Raw genomic sequence first — 17,891 nt, 5'->3', positions numbered from 1 at the left:
CAAACGTTGCTGGAGGAGTACGATGCTCCGAAAGAAGCTATCATCTGTCTGCCGGGCCCGGGACCGTATCGCGGTCAACGCGGGGGGCACAGACACCTCGGTCGACCGTCGGCGCTTCCTGATGAGCGCAGGTCTGGCAGCCGGTGGTCTTACCGCCTTCGCTACGGCCCAGTCCGGCTCGGTGAGCAAGGCCAGCGCCCAAACCGGCCAGTCGCCATCGATCCAGCACCGCAAGACGATCTGCCCATTCTGTGCCGTCGGATGTTCGATCTCCGCGGAGATCGAGAATGGCGTGTGGATTGGCCAGGAGCCGGTCTTCGAAAGCCCCGTCAACATGGGAACCCACTGCGCGAAGGGGGCCGCGACCCGAGAGTTGGCTATCGGCCATCGCCGCTTGAAATATCCGACAAAACTCGAAAACGGTCGCTGGAAACGCGTTTCCTGGGAGCAGGCACTCGAAGAGATAGGCGACCAGATGCTGAACATCCGGCAGAAATCCGGGCCGGATTCAGTGTATTGGCTCGGGTCCGCGAAATTCTCCAACGAGGCGGGATATCTGTTCCGCAAGTTTGCGGCGATGTGGGGGACCAACAACGTCGATCACCAAGCCCGCATCTGCCACTCGACCACGGTCGCCGGCGTGGCCAACACCTTTGGCTACGGTGCGATGACCAATTCTTTCAATGACATCCACAATTCCAAGTCGATCTTCCTGCTCGGCGGCAATCCCGCCGAGGCCCACCCGGTATCGATGCTCCACCTGCTACGGGCCAAGGAGAACGGCGCCACTCTGATCGTCGTTGATCCGCGCTTCACACGCACGGCCGCCCATGCCGACGAGTTCGTTCGGATCCGGACCGGCACGGACGTCGCTTTCCTGTGGGGCGTGCTCTGGCACATCCTTCGGAACGGGTGGGAGGATAAGGACTACCTCAAGCAGCGCGTCTTCGGCTTTGAGCAGGTCCGCAATGAAGTGGCCAAATACCCGCCAGACGAGGTCGAGAACATCACGGGCGTACCGCGCGACCAGATCGAGCGGGTGGCTCGCATCGTTGCTGAGAACCGCCCCGGCACGCTGATCTGGTGCATGGGGCTGACACAATCGACGATCGGCAACGGCAACACCCGTGCCGCCTCAATTTTCCAACTCGCGCTCGGCAACGTCGGCAAGTCCGGGGGGGCACCAACATCTTCCGGGGCCATGACAACGTCCAGGGAGCGACCGACCTTGGCGTGCTGTGCCATACCCTTCCTGCGTATTACGGCCTCACCACCGCAGCGTGGAAGCATTGGGCTCGGGTCTGGGACGTCGACTACGACTGGCTCCAAGGGCGGTTCGCTTCGAAGGAGCTTATGGAGGCCGACGGCATCCCGGAATCGCGCTGGTTCGACGGTGCGCTCGAAGCGAAGGACAACATTGAACAGTCGGACAATATCCGCGCGATGGTGTTCTGGGGGCACGCTCCAAACTCCCATTCACGCGGCCCGGACGTGAAGGCCGGTCTGGAAAAGGTCGACCTGCTGGTGATCGTTGATCTGGTGCCGACACTTTCGGCAGCGCTGGCTGACCGGAAGAATGGCGTTTATCTTCTGCCCGCCGGCTCGACCATGGAGAGTTCCGGCTCGGTTACGAACTCACAGCGCGCCTTGCAGTGGCGCGAGAAGGTCATCGAGCCGCTGTTCGAGGCCAAGTCCGACTACGAGATCATTTATCGCTTCGCCCGCAAGTTCGGCTTCGATAACGAGCTCTGCCGCCACATCGCCGTTGAGAACGACGAACCGGTCGCCGAAGACATTCTTCGCGAGATCAACCGGGGCTCCTGGACCATCGGGTATACCGGACAATCCCCGGAGCGACTGAAGCTCCACATGCGTCATCAAGACAAGTTCGACAGCACAACCTTGCTTGGCATGAGCGGGCCGGTGAAGGGCGAGTACTACGGCCTGCCGTGGCCCTGCTGGGGCACCTCCAAGATGAAGCACCCGGGAACCCGAAGCCTTTGGGACCAGTCACTTCCCGTCGCGGAGGGCGGCCTACCGTTCCGCGCCCGCTGGGGAGTGGAGCACGATGGATCCAATCTGTTGGCCGAGGGGTCTTATCCGGTTGGTTCGGAGATCGCGGACGGATACCCCGAGTTCACCTACGCGGTCCTGGAGAAGCTCGGCTGGCACACCGAGCTTACCAGTGTGGAACGCCTCGCGATCGCAACCGTGGCCGATGGGAGCTTTGAACCGTCGATCCTGACGTTGTCTGAGCAAGCCGCCCATGAGCGGTTGGAGGAACTCCTGGCAGGCAAGTCGGTCGATGAGACGAGATCGACTGATAGAACACCAGGCCCAAGCTCGATCGAGCAGAACGATCCGCAGGCACGTCAGGCGGCCAAAACCTATGAGGACTATACGCCGGAGAGCCGCGAGCAGAAGAAAGAACCGAAAGACACCGGCACCGGGAAGGCCGATCTGGGCGGTGGCGGCGAAGATGGCGACCAGAAGATGAGCGACGGCGAGAACTTCGCCGGCAAACTTCTCCGGGTGAACTGGAAGACCGATCTGTCGGGAGGCATTCAGCGGGTCGCGATCGCGCATGGCTGCGCGCCGTTCGGCAACGGCAAGGCCCGGGCCCTGGTCTGGAATTTCCCCGATCCCGTGCCGGTCCATCGAGAGCCGCTTTATACCCCCCGGCGCGATCTCGTCGAAAAGTACCGCACCTACGACGACCGGCGGAAATACCGGCTGCCGACGCTCTACTGGTCGATCCAGCAGCAGGACTTCAGCAGGGATTATCCGTTGATCCTCACAACCGGGCGGTTGGTCGAGTATGAAGGCGGGGGCGACGAGACTCGCTCGAACATGTGGCTGGCTGAGCTGCAGCAGGAGATGTTCGCAGAGGTCCATCCGGACGATGCTCGTGCCCTCAAGATCGCCGACGGAGACCTGATCTGGCTGCACACGCCGGAGGGCGCACGGATCAAGGTCGCCGCGATGAGCACCAGACGCGTCGGACGAGGCACAGTCTTCATGCCGTTTCACTTCGGCGGACTCTATCAGGGCCGCGATCTCTCCGAGAAATACCCCCAGGGCACCGTACCGTATGTAGTCGGAGAAGCCGCGAACACCGTCATGACCTACGGGTACGACGTCGTGACCTTCATGCAGGAGACCAAGGGCACGCTGTGTCGCATCGAGCGGGCCTGAGGAGGCGAATGCGATGGCCAGGATGAAGTTTCTCTGTGATGCCGAGCGGTGCATCGAGTGCAATGCCTGCACCACCGTCTGCAAGAACGAGCACGAGGTTCCGTGGGGCATGCAGCGTCGCCGCCTGGTAACCGTCAATGATGGCGTGCCCGGCGAGTTCTCGCTCTCGGTGTCGTGCATGCACTGTACCGACGCGCCGTGCATCGCGGTGTGTCCGGTCTCCTGCATCTACCAGACGGATATCGGTATCGTGCTGCACGACAAGGACATCTGCATCGGCTGCGGATACTGCTTCTACGCCTGTCCGTTCGGCGCCCCGCAGTTTCCGCAGACCTCGAACTTCGGGTCTCGCGGCAAGATGGACAAGTGCACGTTCTGCGCCGGCGGCCCCGAGGCCGACGGGTCCGAGATGGAGTTCAAGAAGTACGGCCGCAACAGGATCGCCGAGGGAAAATTGCCGTTGTGCGCTGAGGTCTGTTCGACCCGTGCCCTGCTCGGAGGAGATGGTGACGTTGTCATCGACATCTACAAGGAGCGCGTCATTCGCCGCGGCTACGGCAGCGGTGCCTGGGGTTGGTCGACAGCGTACTACGGTCCGCCCCAGGAGAGCTGACAGGAGCGAAATGTCATGGTTCGCGTCATCGCCGCCATCGTCGCCTCCGCCCTCGTCATTCTGCTCGGGTACACAGTCTATCTCGGCAGCGTGACCGATGACCTGATCGTGCCCACGAACGAGGTGGCCGGACGGAAGGCCGTCGACAATCCCTCGAACAACGCCGCGGGTCGGCAGTCGATCATCGCACGTACCGAGCTCCAGCGTTGGCGGGCGGCATCGGGGCCGAGTCCGGAGCAACCGCGACCCGCTGCCGGCCGCCCCGCAGACGGCGCTCTGAAATCACCTGACGCTCCCAACATCCCATACTCTGAGGGGCGGGCTGTGGTGAACGACTGGCTGAGCAACCGCGACGGCGAGTCCAAGATGCTGCGGGAGCCGCAGAACGTCTCAGGTCGGTCGTCCCTGCCAGGTCCCGCGAAAGAAACCTTCGTGCAGCCGCAAGGCCGACAGTGGCGTAGTGCGCGCAACGGACCGATCGCATTCGGTGGAGCGTTCTACCTGATCGGCGTTGCGGCAATCCTGGCCGTATTTCTGTCAGTCCGCGGGCGTGTGCCGATCAAGGAGGGCCTTAGCGGCCAAACGGTCTCGCGTTTCAGCGCTTTCGAGCGGGCCAACCATTGGCTGACCGCAGGCAGTTTCATAGTGCTGGCGCTCACCGGCCTGGTGATCCTGTTCGGCAAGGACGTGATCCGTCCGTGGTTGGGGCCCGACCTCTTCGGCGATCTGGCGGAGGGCAGTGCGTGGCTGCATATGGCGCTGGTTGCGCCGCTCGCCGTCGGTGTTGCCGTCATGATCGCCAGTTGGAGCTGGCAGAACCTTCCCACAGCACTCGACTGGAAATGGCTGAAGCAAGGTGGCGGATTCATGCGGGACAACGCTCCGAATCCCCCTGCAGACCGCTTCAACGCCGGGCAGAAGCTGATCTTCTGGGCCGTGATTCTCGGCAGCATCGTACTGATCGGAACCGGCTTGGCGATGATGTTTCCATTCCTATGGGCGGGATATGACGGAATGCAACTCGCCCAGAGCACTCATGCCATCGCGGCACTGATCATGATCGGCATCATCTTTGGCCACATCTACATCGGCACCATCGGGATGGTGGGTGCGTTTGATGCCATATGGAGTGGCAATGTGGATCGCAACTGGGCCAAGGAACATCACAGCATCTGGTACGGCCGCCTATCGGAGACAGCCGATGCAGACGAGCAGAAAAGCACCCAACCCGCGGAATGAGAGAGACACATGAGGGCATTCCTGGCCGGCATCGCCATCATGGTTGTCCTGGCCGCTGCCGGTGTCTTGATCTACGAGCGGGCGGCCCTCGACGCCGGGCAAGGCTTCATCTCGCAGCGGCACGTCCATCCACCTGAACACGGTGGTTGAGCCAGGGAGCATCATGCAGCTTCAGCAGCCCGCCCAGCGCGGGACTGTATCTGCGGTCATGCTGGCCAATGCCCAACTCGCTACGCCGTGATCGCTCATTCAGAGGCTCGTCCCCGGCCGCTTCTGACACGGCACTTTGCCGTGTGGAGACGATTGCCGCGCGAAGGAGTTGATGATGCTCATGATCGCCACAGGAGCGCTCTTCACAGCTATCGGACTCGTGATCGGTTCAGGCGGTGCGTGGCTGATCGCCATTGGCGGCAGTTGGTATTACCTCCTCGCTGGTGCCGGGTTCCTGCTGACCGGATTGCTGCTGCTTACCCGTCGTCGCTTAGCGCTCTGGAGCTACGCGGCGGTAGTGGCCGCGACCCTGGCCTGGGCACTATGGGAGGTTGGCTTCGATTGGTGGCAGTTGGCGCCACGCGGAGCTGTGGTGGTTCTCCTGGGCTTATGGCTTTTGATTCCCGGCGTGATGCGCGGAATGCGGCCAAGCGGTTCCAGTCCCGATACCGCGGTTCCGCCGCTATGGCGGGGCGCGGGCCTGCCGTTGACGATCTCGTTGATGCTTTGTGTCTCGACCGCTGTTGTCTCGCAGTTTCGCGATCCGTTTGATCGACCCGCTTCATCGCCGACACCAAAGGCGAGGACGAGCGAAGCGTCGGTTGACGCGCCTGTTCCGGCCGACGACTGGCATGCGTACGGCCGGACAGGGGCCGGATTGCGATACTCACCGCTCAACCAGATCACGGTCCGCAACGTCGATAAACTGCAAGTCGCATGGACCTATCACACCGGCGACATCCGCGCCCCTGGCGATCCAACCGAGACCACCTACGAAGTTACGCCAATCAAGATCGGCGACACGCTATACCTCTGTACGCCGCACAACCTTGTCATTGCTCTGGATCCGGCGACGGGGGAGGAGCGCTGGCGCTTCGATCCGAAAGTCCGAAAGCTCTCCGGTCTCCAGCACCGGACCTGTCGAGGTATCTCGTACCATCGTAGCCCCGACGCTCTTGCCGATGTCCAATGCGCGAAACGGCTTTTCCTGCCGACGGCAGATGCCCGGCTGATCGCTCTGGATGCCGACTCCGGCGATGTCTGCCGAGCCTTTGGCGGCGGTGACGGCACCGTGGACCTGTGGCGAAACATGCCGCACGTGCAGGAAGGATTTTATTACTCGACCTCGCCGCCGGCGGTGACTTCGGGATTGGTTATCGTCGGCGGCGCGGTCAACGATAACGTCTCCACGACTGAACCGTCCGGCGTGATCCGGGCCTACGACGTTTACACCGGCGAGCTTGTCTGGAACTGGGACTCCGGAAATCCCGATGCGACGGAACCGATTTCCGACGGACAAACCTATACCCCGAACTCACCGAACAGCTGGTCGGTCTCCAGCGTCGACGAAGAGCTCGGCATGGTCTACGTGCCCATGGGTAACCAGTCGCCGGACCAGTGGGGCGGTGATCGCGATGCGACGGTTGAGCGGTTCTCGTCCGCGGTCGTCGCCCTCGATCTTCAGACAGGGGCGGTTCGCTGGGTGTTCCAAACAGTCCGCCACGACCTGTGGGATATGGACGTCCCGGCGCAACCGAGCCTGCTTGACCTGACGATTGGCGGCGATACGGTCCCTGCCCTGGTCCAACCGACCAAGCAAGGCGACATCTTTGTTCTAGATCGCCGCAACGGTGCGCCCGTCCTGCCGGTGTTTGAAAGGAAGGCGCCACAGGGGGCCGCCGAGGGCGACTATACGGCACCTTCTCAACCGGCCTCTGCCCTCTCGTTTGAGCCCGAGCCCTTGGAGGGCAAGGACATGTGGGGCGTGACAATGTTCGACCAACTCGCTTGCCGCATCCAGTTCCATTCCTACCGCTACGAGGGCCGCTACACCCCGCCGTCACTACAGGGAACGATTGTCTATCCGGGAAATTTTGGCGTCTTCAACTGGGGGGCCGTTGCCGTCGACCCGGTGCACCAAACCCTGTTCGCGACACCGTCCTATCTGGCTTTCGTGGTCCGGCTGATTCCACGCGATGGCCAGGAGATCAAGGATATGTCGAGCGGAGAGTCCGGTCTGAACGAGAACCACGGTGCCCCATTCGCGGTAAAGATGCTGCCATTCGTGTCTCCGATCGGCCTGCCTTGCCAGGCACCGCCCTGGGGCTATGTTGCGGGCGCAGACCTGACGACCGGGCAAATCACCTGGATGCATCGGAACGGCACGGTTGAAGATCTGGCGCCGGTGCCTCTGCCCTTCGAGGTGGGCGTTCCCGATCTCGGCGGTCCGATCATCACCGCCGGGGGTGTTGCGTTCATGAGTGGGTCCCTCGATTACTACGTCCGCGCCTACGATATGGCGACCGGGGAACGACTCTGGGAAGAACGACTGCCCGTCGGGGGACAGGCAACCCCGATGACCTACCGGGCAAAGAACGGGAAGCAGTACATCGTGGTCGTCGCTGGCGGTCACGGCTCCCTCGGGACTGCGGAGGGTGACTCGATCATCGCCTACGCTCTCCCCTAGAGCAGTCGCGCCGGAACAAACTTCGCGGCGACGAGGTTTCAATTGCCATCACGAACCAGCTCAGAGCACCAAACGAGGAGAGTGCTGTGTCCGAACGAGTTCTCCCGCCGCAGACGCAAGCGGTACAGCCTGGACGTGAGCACGAGATGTCTCCGAGGCCCGCTTTCCTTCCGCGACACCCGGGCGTCGGCAGGCTTGCAGGGCGCGTGGCGTTGATCACCGGCGGAGACAGCGGGATCGGCCGAGCCGTTGCGGTGGCCTTTGCGCGGGAAGGCGCAGACATTGCGATCGTCTACCTGGAGGAGCACGCCGATGCCGAGGAGACCGCAAAGCTCGTTAGCACCGAGGGACAGCGCGCCGAAATGATCGCCGGCGACATCGGCGACGAGGGCTTCTGCCAACAGGCGGTGCGCCGGACGGTTAAGGTGTTTGGCCGGCTTGACGTCCTGGTGAACAACGCCGCCGAGCAACACGAGGTCGACAGCATTACGGACCTTAGCGCAGACCAACTCCAGCGAACTTTCCGGACCAACGTATTCGGCTACTTCTACATGACCAAGGCTGCCCTGCCCCATCTACCGACCAACATCGGAACGATCGTCAACACCACGTCGGTGACCGCCTACCACGGTTATCCAACGATGCTCGACTACAGCGCGACACGGGGGGCAATCGTTGCCTTCACACGGTCGCTCGCGACAGCGCTGGCCGACCGCGGAATCCGCGTCAACGCGGTGGCTCCCGGACCAATCTGGACGCCCCTGATCCCAGCCTCATTCGACGCCGAGAAGGTCGCCAGACATGGCACCAGCTCGCCGATGGGACGACCCGGCCAACCAGCCGAGGTCGCTTCCTGCTACACCTTCCTTGCCAGCGACGAAGCGTCGTACATGAGCGGCCAGGTGTTGCACCCAAACGGTGGACAGATCGTCGGATCCTGACACGCGCAGCGTTCAACGCGCAGCCCCAACAGACGCCATCCGGAACCAAATCTGGGTTCAGCCGATTGCCCATGAACCGGCAACCGCCGACGCACAACCAGCGCGGAGTCATACCATGCCAGAGACACCGCTGCGGTCCCGAACGGAGATCGCGCTCCACGTCAACGGACAGATACGGCGCCTCAGCATCGACCCGCGCACCACCCTACTGGATGCCCTGCGCGATCATCTCGGGCTCACTGGCGCCAAGAAGGGATGCGACCACGGTCAGTGCGGCGCCTGCACCCTCATGGTCGATGGCCGACGGATTCTCAGCTGCCTGACGCTGGGTGTACTGGTGGACGGAGCAAGCATAGTGACGATCGAGGGACTTTCGTCGCGAGACGGAGGACTACACCCGGTGCAGCAAGCCTTCATCGACTGCGACGCGTTCCAGTGCGGTTACTGCACCCCAGGGCAGATCCTATCGGCGATCGCCTGCATCCAGGAAGGGCACGCCGGCAGCGATGCCGCGATCCGGGAGTATATGAGCGGCAACCTGTGCCGCTGCGCCGCCTATCCCAACATCGTCGCGGCCGTGCGCAGCGCCCGCGACAGGAGCGAGGGCGACCATGCACCCATTTCGGTTTGAACGCGTCGGCAGCCTGTCCGACATCGCCCTCATAGAATCCGCCGGCGCGCGCCGTGAGCCGCCGACCAGGGCCGGCGCTCAGTTCATCGCCGGTGGGACCAATCTCGTCGACTACATGAAGCTCGACGTTGCACGCCCCGACACCGTGATCGACTTAAACTCTTTGGATGACAGCGCGCTGCGGCGCATCAACATCCAGGACACCGGAATCCGACTGGGAGCCCTCGTCCGCATGAGCGAGGTCGAGGATCACAACTTGATCCGTCAGCGCTATCCGGTGATCGCCGAGAGCCTCGGCCTGACCGCCACTCGCCAGATCCGCAACATGGCCACTTTGGCTGGTAACCTTCTCCAGCGGACGCGTTGCGAATACTTTCGGGAGACCAGTTGGGGTTGCAACAAGCGGGAACCGGGAAGCGGCTGCGCAGCGATCGGAGGAGTCGACCGCCAGCATGCCATCCTTGGAACCAGCCAAAAGTGCATCGCGACCTACCCCGGCGATTTCGCGCAGGCGTTGGTCGCACTCGACGCGATGGTCGAGATCGAAGGTAAGAACGGCCTTCGCAAGATCCCGGTAGTGGAACTGCATCAACTGCCTGGCGACACACCGCATATCGACACAAGCCTGCAACCGGCCGACGTGATTACAGCGATCACTGTTCCGGCGGGTCCATGGGCAGAGCGTTCACACTTCGTGAAGGTTCGGGACCGGACCTCGTATGCATTCGCGCTGGCCTCTGCGGCAGTCGCGCTCGAACTCGACGGGGAGAAGGTACGCGATGTCAGGATCGCGATCGGCGGCGTGGCAACAGTCCCATGGCGAGCTCGCCTAGCCGAAGACACCCTGCGCGGCCAAGCACTCGACGAACAGTCGGCAGAGTTGGCGGCTGAAGCCGCATTCTCCGATGCCCATCCCGGGCGCCACAACGCGTTCAAGCTGGATCTCGGCAAGGCAACCATTGTCCAGGCGCTGATGGAAACCAAGGCGATGCAGGTGTGAGATGTCCGATCAGGCACCGGAAATGATCAACATGGGGCTGCCTGCTCCCCGGGTCGACGGCCGGCTGAAGGTGACCGGCGAGGCCCGGTATCCGGCCGACGTTCCGATCGCGAATCTGGCTCACAGTGTGCTGGTCACCAGTACTATTGCTTGCGGCCGGATTGCCAAGATCCACGATCACGAAGCATGGGCCGTTCCGGGTGTTATCGAAGTGTTGTCCTACACCAGCATCAATGGACAGCTCGGGAAGCCACGTTTCGGGGTGAGCAGCACCTCCATCGGACCACTGCACGAACCCCGGATCTGGCACGATGGTCAGATCGTCGCTTTGGTAGTCGCTGACGCTCCGGAAGCCGCCGAAGAGGCCGCCCGCCTGATCGCCGTAGACTATGTCGGCACGGTGGCCCCATCTGCCGGTTTCGACTCAGACGGTGCCGAAACCGTCGACGCCTCCGAGGTTGCGGGACGCGAGGATCCCGCTGTTGGAGACTTCGACCATGCGTATGCCAAGGCTCCGATAACGATCGACTCCTCCTACTCGACGCCGACCCAGCACCACAACCCGCTTGAACTGTTCTCGACCACAGCGGTCTGGGAGGACGGACGCCTCACGGTTTATGAGCCGAGTCAGAACGTCCACGGTTGGCGTAACGCGCTTGCAGCCGAGTTGAAGATGGATCCGGCGCGGGTTCGCATCGTTAGTCGTTTCATCGGCGGGGCGTTCGGCTCCAAAGGGCCGATGACGCCCCGTACCGCCATCGTCGCCCTGGCCGCCCGGCGGATCGGCCGGCCGGTGCGGTGTGTTGTCAGGCGAGACCAGGGATACACCACTGCCACCTTCCGCGCCGAAACCCGACATCGCATTCGCCTGGGTGCCGACGCCGACGGCCGGATCACCGCATACGGTCACGATGGCTGGGAAGTGACATCCCGGCCCGACGACTATCTCGTCGCTGGTACCGACACGACTGCGAAGCTGTATGGTTTCGGGTCGGTCGCAACCAAGGTGCATCTGGTTCGCTCAGACCGGAACACTCCTGGCTACATGCGCTCTCCACCCGAAACGCCATACATGTTCGCGCTCGAAAGCGCGATGGACGAGATGGCAGAGGCACTCGGGATGGACCCGATCGAGTTCCGGAGGATCAACGACACGATGAAGGAGCCGATCAACGGCGCCGCATACACCAGCCGCTCGTTGATGCGCTGCTACGAGGAAGCGGCGGAAGCGTTCGGATGGTCCGACCGCGATCCGGAAGTCGGCTCCATGCGGGATGGTGATTGGATCGTCGGCTATGGATGCGCAACCGCCATGTATCCCTCAAACATCGGCGCCGCGACCGCCAGGGTCTGCTTGCATCCCAACGGTCACGCAACGGTGCAGACGGCTTCGCACGAGATCGGAACCGGTATCCGCACGGTCTCGGCTCAACTCGCAGCCGAGTGCCTCGGCATCCCGGTCGATGCGGTTGATGTCGAGACGGGCGACAGCACGCTTCCGCCGGCTCCCGTGTCCGGCGGCTCGAACTCGACGGCCAGCGTCTGTTCGGCGATTCTCAAAGCGTGCAACAGCGTCCGCGCTCGGCTGTTTCGCGCCGTCGTCGCCGCTGATGGCGGGCCGTTCTCCGGATTCGAACCTAGCACTCTGGAGATCAAGGAGGGAAAGATCCTGGGGCCCGGGCCGGTGGTCATGGACCTCGGTGACGCGCTCGCCAGGACGAACGAGGGTGTTCTCGAGGAGTACGCGGAGTTCGTCCCGGAAGGGATGAATGCGGACTCCATCAGGAAGCTCTACGCCGGACAAACGCCAATGCATGGCGGGATGAGCGGCCCCCGGATCAAATGCGCATTCGGCGCCGAATTCGTGGAGGTGCGCGTCCATCGCCGCACGCGCGAAGTTCGGGTGCCGCGAATGGTCGGAGCATTCGCCGGCGGGCGGATCATGAATCCCCGCACGGCGCGCAGTCAACTCATGGGCGGAATGATCTGGGGTCTCGGATGTGCGCTGCACGAGGCGACCGAGATCGATCGCCATACGGCGCGCTATCTCAACAGAGACCTGCAGGATTATCTGGTTCCGGTGAATGCCGACGTCGATCAGGTGGAGGTAATCCTGGTTCCCGAGCACGACAGTGACGTCAATCCGGTCGGCGTCAAAGGGCTGGGCGAACTCGGGAATGTCGGCACGCCGGCCGCGATCGCAAACGCAATCTATCACGCGACCGGCAGGCGCGTTCGCGACCTGCCGATCCGTGTTGAATCCCTCCTGTCCTGATCGGCCGTTCATGCAAAGGCCTGCTTGAACGATTGGCGCACGATCTTGGCAGCCTCCGGGTCGCCTTTGATTACGGCCGTCAGGTAGTTCTTGGCCTGTTCGTAGGTAATGTGCGGAGGCAACGCCGGGACGTTCGGGTCAACCACCGCGTCGATCACACAGGGACGGTCGGCGTTCAACGCGCGGTCCCAGGCTGGTCCAATTTCATCCGGCGACTCGACGCGGATCCCGTCGAGGCCGAGCATCCTGGCGAACTCGGCATATGCGAAATCGGGCAGGTTCTGCGTCTCCTCAACCTTCGGGAAACCGCCCAGTGCGCGCAGTTCCCATGTTACCTGGTTGAGATCCCGGTTGTTCAGCACAGCAACCACAAGCCGCGGGTCCTGCCAGCGTTTCCAGTACTTGGCGATGGTGATCAGGCTGTTCAGGCCAAGCATCTGCATGGCTCCGTCCCCGACGAAAGCAACGGCGACCCTGTCCGAATGGCAGAACTTGGCAGCCGTCGCGTAGGGAATGGCGGGGCACATGGTGGCGAGCGTTCCTGACAGCGAGGCCATCATTCCACGCCGCAGCTTGAGGGCCCGAGCAAACCAGTTGGCGGCTGTTCCAGAGTCGGCCGTGATGATGGCGCCATCCGGCAAACGCGGCGATGCCTCCCAGAACAACCGTTCGGGGTTTATCGGCTCGGCCTCGAAGTGCGCACGGTCGCGCTCCTCCTCCCACCAGTTCTCGACCTTCTTCTCAATGTCGTTCCGCCAGCTTCGTTCCGATTTGGGCGTCAGCAGAGGGATCAGCGCACGCAGGGTCTCCGCTGCATCCCCGACCAGATTTACATCCATCGGATAGCGGACCGACAGCATCCTCGGATCAACGTCGATCTGCACGCCCCTAGCCTGCCCTTCCTTCGGCAGAAACTCGGAGTACGGGAAACCCGAGCCAACCATCAGCAGGGTATCGCAGTCCCGCATCAGCTCCCAGGAGGGGCGGGTTCCAAGCAAGCCGATCTGTCCGGTAACGAATGGCAGGTCATCCGGAACCGCCGTTCGGCCGAGAAGCGCCTTCGCCACGCCGGCCCCGAGGACCTCGGCGATTTCGATCACCTCGTCGGTCGCACCGAGCGCACCCGCACCGACCAGTATCGCGACCCTCTGGCCGGCATTCAGGACCTTGGCCGCGCAGGCAAGGTCATCCTGGTGCGGAACCAGCCGCAAGGGGACGAACCCGGTCCCCGAGTGCAACGTTCCATGCTCGTGCGCTGGCTGCTCCGCAGGGAGATCTTGGACATCGTTCGGGACGATGACGCAGGTCACGCAGCGTTCAGCCTTGGCTATCCGCATTGCCCGGTCGATCAGGTGGCGCATCTGGACGGGTGCTGAGCACATATGGACGTACTCGTGCGCCACATCCTTGAACAATGACAGCAGGTCGATCTCCTGCTGATAGCTGCCTCCTATGGTCCCCCGCTCCTTCTGGCCGATGATCGCCACCACGGATTGGTGGTCCAACTTGGCGTCATACAGGCCGTTCAAGAGATGCACCGCGCCCGGACCGGAGGTCGCCATGCAGACGCCCACCTCCCCCGAGAACTTGGAGTGGGCGCAGGCCATGAAGGCCGCCTCCTCCTCGTGGCGGACCTGCACGAACTCGAAATTATCCAAAGCCCGGTCAAGGGCACCGAGGATCCCATTGATGCCGTCACCGGGATAGCCGTAGATGCGCCGCACTCCCCATTCGGACAGTCGGGACAGCATATAGTCGGCGGTTGTCTGGGACATGAGGGGCTTCTCCTTGTCGATCGCGAAGTGCTGTGTCGCCAATCGACTGCGGCCGCGTCTTGTTCCACCGATCAGACGAGGTTGACGGCGAACCTCCGTGATCTCGGTTGGCCAGCGAACCGGCATGTCCGTTGAGACCGTCGTGACGGGGAATTCTTTGACCGTTCAGGCGTCATTCCCAGTGAGGGGGGAGACAATACCCACCAGCGGGCCGCCCAAGCGCGGTCGGAAGGTTCCTCACCATGAATGAGCGCATGACGGCGATGCACGATGAGTTGGTCGATCTGCTCCCCAGCCTGCGTGCCTATGCCCGCTCGCTGACAAGCAACTCCGTTGACGCCGACGATCTCGTTCAGGACACGCTGATGAAGGCGATCGCCAGCATTCGTCAGTTCACTCCGGGTACCAGCCTGCGCGCCTGGCTCTTCACGATTGAACGGAACTGCTTCTATACAGCCTACCACAAGCGGGTACGCGAACCGATCATGGCGGTCGATGAACTTCCGGGCATTCAGGCTGCGGCTTCACAGGAATGGACGGTCGCGCTGAATGAGGTGGACCGCGCGTTGGGCAAGCTGTCGAGTGAACAGAGAGAAGCACTGATGCTTGTCGGCGGGAACGGACTTACGTACGAGGAAGCCGCTGAAATCTGCAATTGCGCCCTTGGCACGATCAAGAGTCGCGTCAACCGAGCTCGGGAAACTCTGCTTCATATTCTCAAGATCAAGAATGACGCGGATTTCCTGCCGAGTACTGCTGTACTGATGATCGTGGGCCGGGAACGCGCATCCGCCTCCGCTGCCGCAGACCATTGATCGCTTAGTCCCGGCATGTGACGGAACATCCTCTGAGACCGTCGACAAGGATAGCCTTCACCAGGACGGAAGCGGTTTGACATCGGCATTCATCGCGAAGCACCGATCGTTCTGGCCGACGGTATGGTGTGAGAGACGCTGTGTGCCTCACGGCCGGGCTTTCATGCCGGTCGACGCGACCGTCGAGCCGACGACACGGTGATCGGTGGCCTTGTTGGGACTCGTCCTCCGGTTCTCGGCCGATCCGCCGGATCAGAAGCGGGTCGCCGCACTCGGCTATGTCCGCACCGCATGACCAGCACCCCCTGGACACGAGCCCACGGAACCGGTAGCAGGCCGTCGCTCCAAGTCCGGTGCCGAAGCCACGGGTGCTCTCGCACACCTTCTGCAGTTTGCAGCGATGGCAGTAACCACACCGGGCTGAGATCCAAAAACATCATCAAAGGGTGAATATATAATAATATTCGACAATTCATAATTGTTTCATTTTTGAAATGAACTGGCGGAACAAATCAGTCGCTCAACCTCTTGTCGCAACGGGACATATTCTGTGTTCACGGGAATCGACGGTATTGCGATGCAGGAGATCTACCGTACTGCCATCTTGGGGCATGGACGCCTGTTCCAGGAGGGCCTTCGAAGTGTTCTGAGCGGAACGGCGTACCACTCGGTTGTTGTCACCGAGAATGTGATCTCCCCGCCGGACGACGTGGGGCAAATCGACCTCGTTCTGCTGATCAGTTGTTGCGGCTCGGAGTGGTCTGATGCGGAGATCGGTGCGGCGAAGTCGGCGTGGCGGCCTCGAAAGGCCATTGTCATAGCCGATCGGTTGGAGAAAGACCGATTCATTCGCGCCCTCTTGCAAGGCGTCGACGGATACCTCCTCAACAATGTCTCCGCCGCCGCTTTCGTACAGTCCCTGAACGTGGTCATGGCCGGCGGCGGAGTGTTCCCCAGCAACCTGCTGGGACTGCTATCGGGCCTGGGTGACCCCAACCGCGCCGCAATCCATCTTCCGGACAGCGCGACACGGCTGTCGGTCCAGGACCGCGAGTTGATTGGATTGCTGGCCGGCGGCCTGTCCAACAAGGAAATCGCGGCACACCTGCGCCGCTCGCTCCCAACGGTCAAGGTACTGGTCAAAACGCTGCTCCGGCGGCTCAACCTCAGCAACCGTACCCAGGCCGCCGTCTGGGCAAGGACCCGGGCGACGGCCCCGTCTCCATCCGGACTAGGCCTATGGCGGGAACGGGCACACGCCAGCACCATGGCAAGGCTTCCCCTGAGGAAACCCTGTGGCGTTCCCGACTCGATGGAGTACCGGTCGCTGTGACCCGGCGCACCATGGTCAACATCGGACTGACGGGCGTTCGGATTTGACGGTGCGATGAATGGCAATCCTTGACCGTCCAGACCGATGCCACCGCACGGCCCTCCCCTGCTTCCGCACCAAACAGTCCCGCCGCGCCGGAACCGCGATCACCCGTGCGGCACTATCGACACATACCGGCAGCCACCCAGTTCTGTTTATTCACAGTCGCGCGCCAACACTCGGCCGTCGGGCCGAGGCTCCCGAGTAGCGATCAGGATATCCAAATAGGTATGACAAAATATCTCTTTAGACTCTAATACTCAAAAAATGTCCAATATGGAGAATACGATATACCCCAATAATTGCGGTACGATATTAAGAAAAAATAGATACACTAATTATCTCAACGTCAGTTTGATGTTTTTGTAGGTAAAGAGGAACTTCGGCATAGATTAAAAAAAGCGACCAGGTCTACGCACCCTCATTGTAGTATCGCAATGTGAAGAGGTGAAGCCTGCTTGCAACGCTCGCGGGAGGGAAGAGTGGACGAGAAGAATATTGTCATTATCGATACCAGCCGGCTCTTTCGAGAGGGGATGCGGCATATTCTGAATGGCAGCGCGTTCAACATCGTCGCGGATGCAGCGTCGCATAAGCAGCTTGACGGCATGGTCGATCACAAGGCCGTGGACATCGTCCTGGTCGAGGATTCGTCCCGCGCCGGTGAATTGGACGAACTGCTGTGTCACATCTCGCAGTTGGCACCCGCGGCAAAGACCATCTTCCTGGGGAACACCGTCGAACTGCCACGGTTGATCGCAGCGCTGACAGCCGGCGCGGACGGTTATCTGCTCAAGGATCTCTCAGCCAACGCGTTGCTACAATCGCTGACACTGGTCCTGCTTGGCGAGAAGGTGTTCCCGACGGATCTGGCAACGGTGCTGACTTCGGCACGCGGCGTGCGGGATCCGATGCACTTCCAGCGGTCGTTGGACGGTTTCAGCCCCCGCGCCCAGAGATCGCCGCTTACGGAACGCGAACTGCAGATCGTCGCCTGCTTGGTGAATGGCGGTTCCAACAAGCTCATCGCCAATCAGCTCCAGATCACCGAGGGCACCGTCAAGGCTCATATCAAGGCGCTGCTGAAGAAGCTCGGACTCAAGAACCGGACCCAGGCGGCGATCTGGGCCGTCGAGAACGGACACACCAGGGACGTTGCTGACCTTGGGGCCGAGTAGAGCGGGCGCCGCAACCGGTCTCCGGGAGAAGGCTCCCTCTTTTTATCAATGAATGTCCCTGAGCGTTCGGAACAGTCGAGCGAAGGAGAGTGACCCGGTCACTTTGCCCTGGAGATTGGCCCGTTGGCATCCCCATCTAACGGTAGAGTAGCCGCACGGTATCGGCGGTACCGATAATTG

13 protein-coding genes and 1 pseudogene are annotated in these 17,891 nt (G+C 62.0%); 13 read left to right on the top strand and 1 reads right to left on the bottom strand.

Translation table 11 applies throughout. The features are described 5' to 3' along the window. Nucleotides 1–22: 22 nt before the first annotated feature. From RIC54_RS19950 to RIC54_RS19900, 10 genes and pseudogenes are all read left to right on the top strand, one after another. Nucleotides 23–1,129, top strand: a pseudogene (locus tag RIC54_RS19950) (molybdopterin-dependent oxidoreductase); the annotation flags it as partial. A gap of 224 nt (nt 1,130–1,353) precedes the next feature. Continuing rightward, on the top strand, nt 1,354–3,195 hold the full coding sequence (locus RIC54_RS27080; protein ID WP_502989641.1) for a formate dehydrogenase subunit alpha: 1,842 nt from the start codon (nt 1,354–1,356) through the stop codon (nt 3,193–3,195). A 13-nt stretch (nt 3,196–3,208) separates the two neighbouring features. Next, entirely contained in the window at nt 3,209–3,808 is a 600-nt protein-coding gene (gene fdh3B, locus RIC54_RS19935; RefSeq protein WP_350084636.1) for a formate dehydrogenase FDH3 subunit beta, read from the top strand. A gap of 15 nt (nt 3,809–3,823) precedes the next feature. Continuing rightward, nucleotides 3,824–5,047, top strand: a complete 1,224-nt coding sequence (locus RIC54_RS19930) for a formate dehydrogenase subunit gamma (RefSeq protein WP_350084635.1) — start codon at nt 3,824–3,826, stop codon at nt 5,045–5,047. 9 nt (nt 5,048–5,056) lie between these two features. After that, nucleotides 5,057–5,197: a hypothetical protein gene (locus tag RIC54_RS19925; protein WP_350084634.1), complete on the top strand. Its 141-nt coding sequence runs from the start codon at nt 5,057–5,059 to the stop codon at nt 5,195–5,197. 175 nt (nt 5,198–5,372) lie between these two features. Next, a complete protein-coding gene (locus RIC54_RS19920; protein ID WP_350084633.1) occupies nt 5,373–7,724 on the top strand; it encodes a glucose/quinate/shikimate family membrane-bound PQQ-dependent dehydrogenase in 2,352 nt (783 codons plus the stop codon). 146 nt (nt 7,725–7,870) lie between these two features. Next, on the top strand, nt 7,871–8,665 hold the full coding sequence (locus RIC54_RS19915) for a glucose 1-dehydrogenase (protein ID WP_350084632.1): 795 nt from the start codon (nt 7,871–7,873) through the stop codon (nt 8,663–8,665). A gap of 115 nt (nt 8,666–8,780) precedes the next feature. Next, nucleotides 8,781–9,296: a (2Fe-2S)-binding protein gene (locus tag RIC54_RS19910; RefSeq protein ID WP_350084631.1), complete on the top strand. Its 516-nt coding sequence runs from the start codon at nt 8,781–8,783 to the stop codon at nt 9,294–9,296. Then, complete coding sequence (locus tag RIC54_RS19905; RefSeq protein ID WP_502989640.1) at nt 9,277–10,296, top strand: FAD binding domain-containing protein; 1,020 nt, start codon at nt 9,277–9,279, stop codon at nt 10,294–10,296. The genes RIC54_RS19910 and RIC54_RS19905 overlap by 20 nt, the downstream gene beginning before the upstream one ends. A gap of 1 nt (nt 10,297) precedes the next feature. Next, nucleotides 10,298–12,571: a xanthine dehydrogenase family protein molybdopterin-binding subunit gene (locus RIC54_RS19900; RefSeq protein ID WP_350084630.1), complete on the top strand. Its 2,274-nt coding sequence runs from the start codon at nt 10,298–10,300 to the stop codon at nt 12,569–12,571. 8 nt (nt 12,572–12,579) lie between these two features. Here RIC54_RS19900 and RIC54_RS19895 read toward each other — a convergent pair whose 3' ends face one another. Beyond that, entirely contained in the window at nt 12,580–14,346 is a 1,767-nt protein-coding gene (locus tag RIC54_RS19895; protein ID WP_350084629.1) for a thiamine pyrophosphate-requiring protein, read from the bottom strand. A 242-nt stretch (nt 14,347–14,588) separates the two neighbouring features. Here RIC54_RS19895 and RIC54_RS19890 point away from each other — a divergent pair, with 242 nt between their 5' ends. The 3 genes from RIC54_RS19890 (at nt 14,589) to RIC54_RS19880 (ending at nt 17,711) form a co-directional block, all read left to right on the top strand. Then, nucleotides 14,589–15,161, top strand: a complete 573-nt coding sequence (locus RIC54_RS19890) for a sigma-70 family RNA polymerase sigma factor (RefSeq protein WP_350084628.1) — start codon at nt 14,589–14,591, stop codon at nt 15,159–15,161. 550 nt (nt 15,162–15,711) lie between these two features. Further along, complete coding sequence (locus RIC54_RS19885; protein WP_350084627.1) at nt 15,712–16,494, top strand: LuxR C-terminal-related transcriptional regulator; 783 nt, start codon at nt 15,712–15,714, stop codon at nt 16,492–16,494. Nucleotides 16,495–17,015: 521 nt separating this feature from the next. After that, nucleotides 17,016–17,711: a LuxR C-terminal-related transcriptional regulator gene (locus tag RIC54_RS19880; RefSeq protein WP_350084626.1), complete on the top strand. Its 696-nt coding sequence runs from the start codon at nt 17,016–17,018 to the stop codon at nt 17,709–17,711. The last annotated feature ends 180 nt before the right edge of the window (nt 17,712–17,891 follow it).

It is taken from the genome of Thalassobaculum sp. (assembly GCF_040219215.1).
In the GTDB taxonomy this organism is placed as follows: domain Bacteria; phylum Pseudomonadota; class Alphaproteobacteria; order Thalassobaculales; family Thalassobaculaceae; genus Thalassobaculum_A.
Note: the sequence above shows the minus strand (reverse complement) of the source record. Positions and strands in the feature narration are given on the sequence as shown.

Excerpts from the sequence above, each read along its gene's own strand:
- RIC54_RS27080 (WP_502989641.1), top strand. The coding sequence starts at position 1,354 with ATGGAGGCCGACGGCATCCCGGAATCGCGCTGGTTCGACGGTGCGCTC.
- fdh3B (WP_350084636.1), top strand. The coding sequence starts at position 3,209 with ATGGCCAGGATGAAGTTTCTCTGTGATGCCGAGCGGTGCATCGAGTGC.
- RIC54_RS19930 (WP_350084635.1), top strand. The coding sequence starts at position 3,824 with ATGGTTCGCGTCATCGCCGCCATCGTCGCCTCCGCCCTCGTCATTCTG.
- RIC54_RS19925 (WP_350084634.1), top strand. The coding sequence starts at position 5,057 with ATGAGGGCATTCCTGGCCGGCATCGCCATCATGGTTGTCCTGGCCGCT.
- RIC54_RS19920 (WP_350084633.1), top strand. The coding sequence starts at position 5,373 with ATGCTCATGATCGCCACAGGAGCGCTCTTCACAGCTATCGGACTCGTG.
- RIC54_RS19915 (WP_350084632.1), top strand. The coding sequence starts at position 7,871 with ATGTCTCCGAGGCCCGCTTTCCTTCCGCGACACCCGGGCGTCGGCAGG.
- RIC54_RS19910 (WP_350084631.1), top strand. The coding sequence starts at position 8,781 with ATGCCAGAGACACCGCTGCGGTCCCGAACGGAGATCGCGCTCCACGTC.
- RIC54_RS19905 (WP_502989640.1), top strand. The coding sequence starts at position 9,277 with ATGCACCCATTTCGGTTTGAACGCGTCGGCAGCCTGTCCGACATCGCC.
- RIC54_RS19900 (WP_350084630.1), top strand. The coding sequence starts at position 10,298 with ATGTCCGATCAGGCACCGGAAATGATCAACATGGGGCTGCCTGCTCCC.
- RIC54_RS19895 (WP_350084629.1), bottom strand. The coding sequence starts at position 14,346 with ATGTCCCAGACAACCGCCGACTATATGCTGTCCCGACTGTCCGAATGG.
- RIC54_RS19890 (WP_350084628.1), top strand. The coding sequence starts at position 14,589 with ATGAATGAGCGCATGACGGCGATGCACGATGAGTTGGTCGATCTGCTC.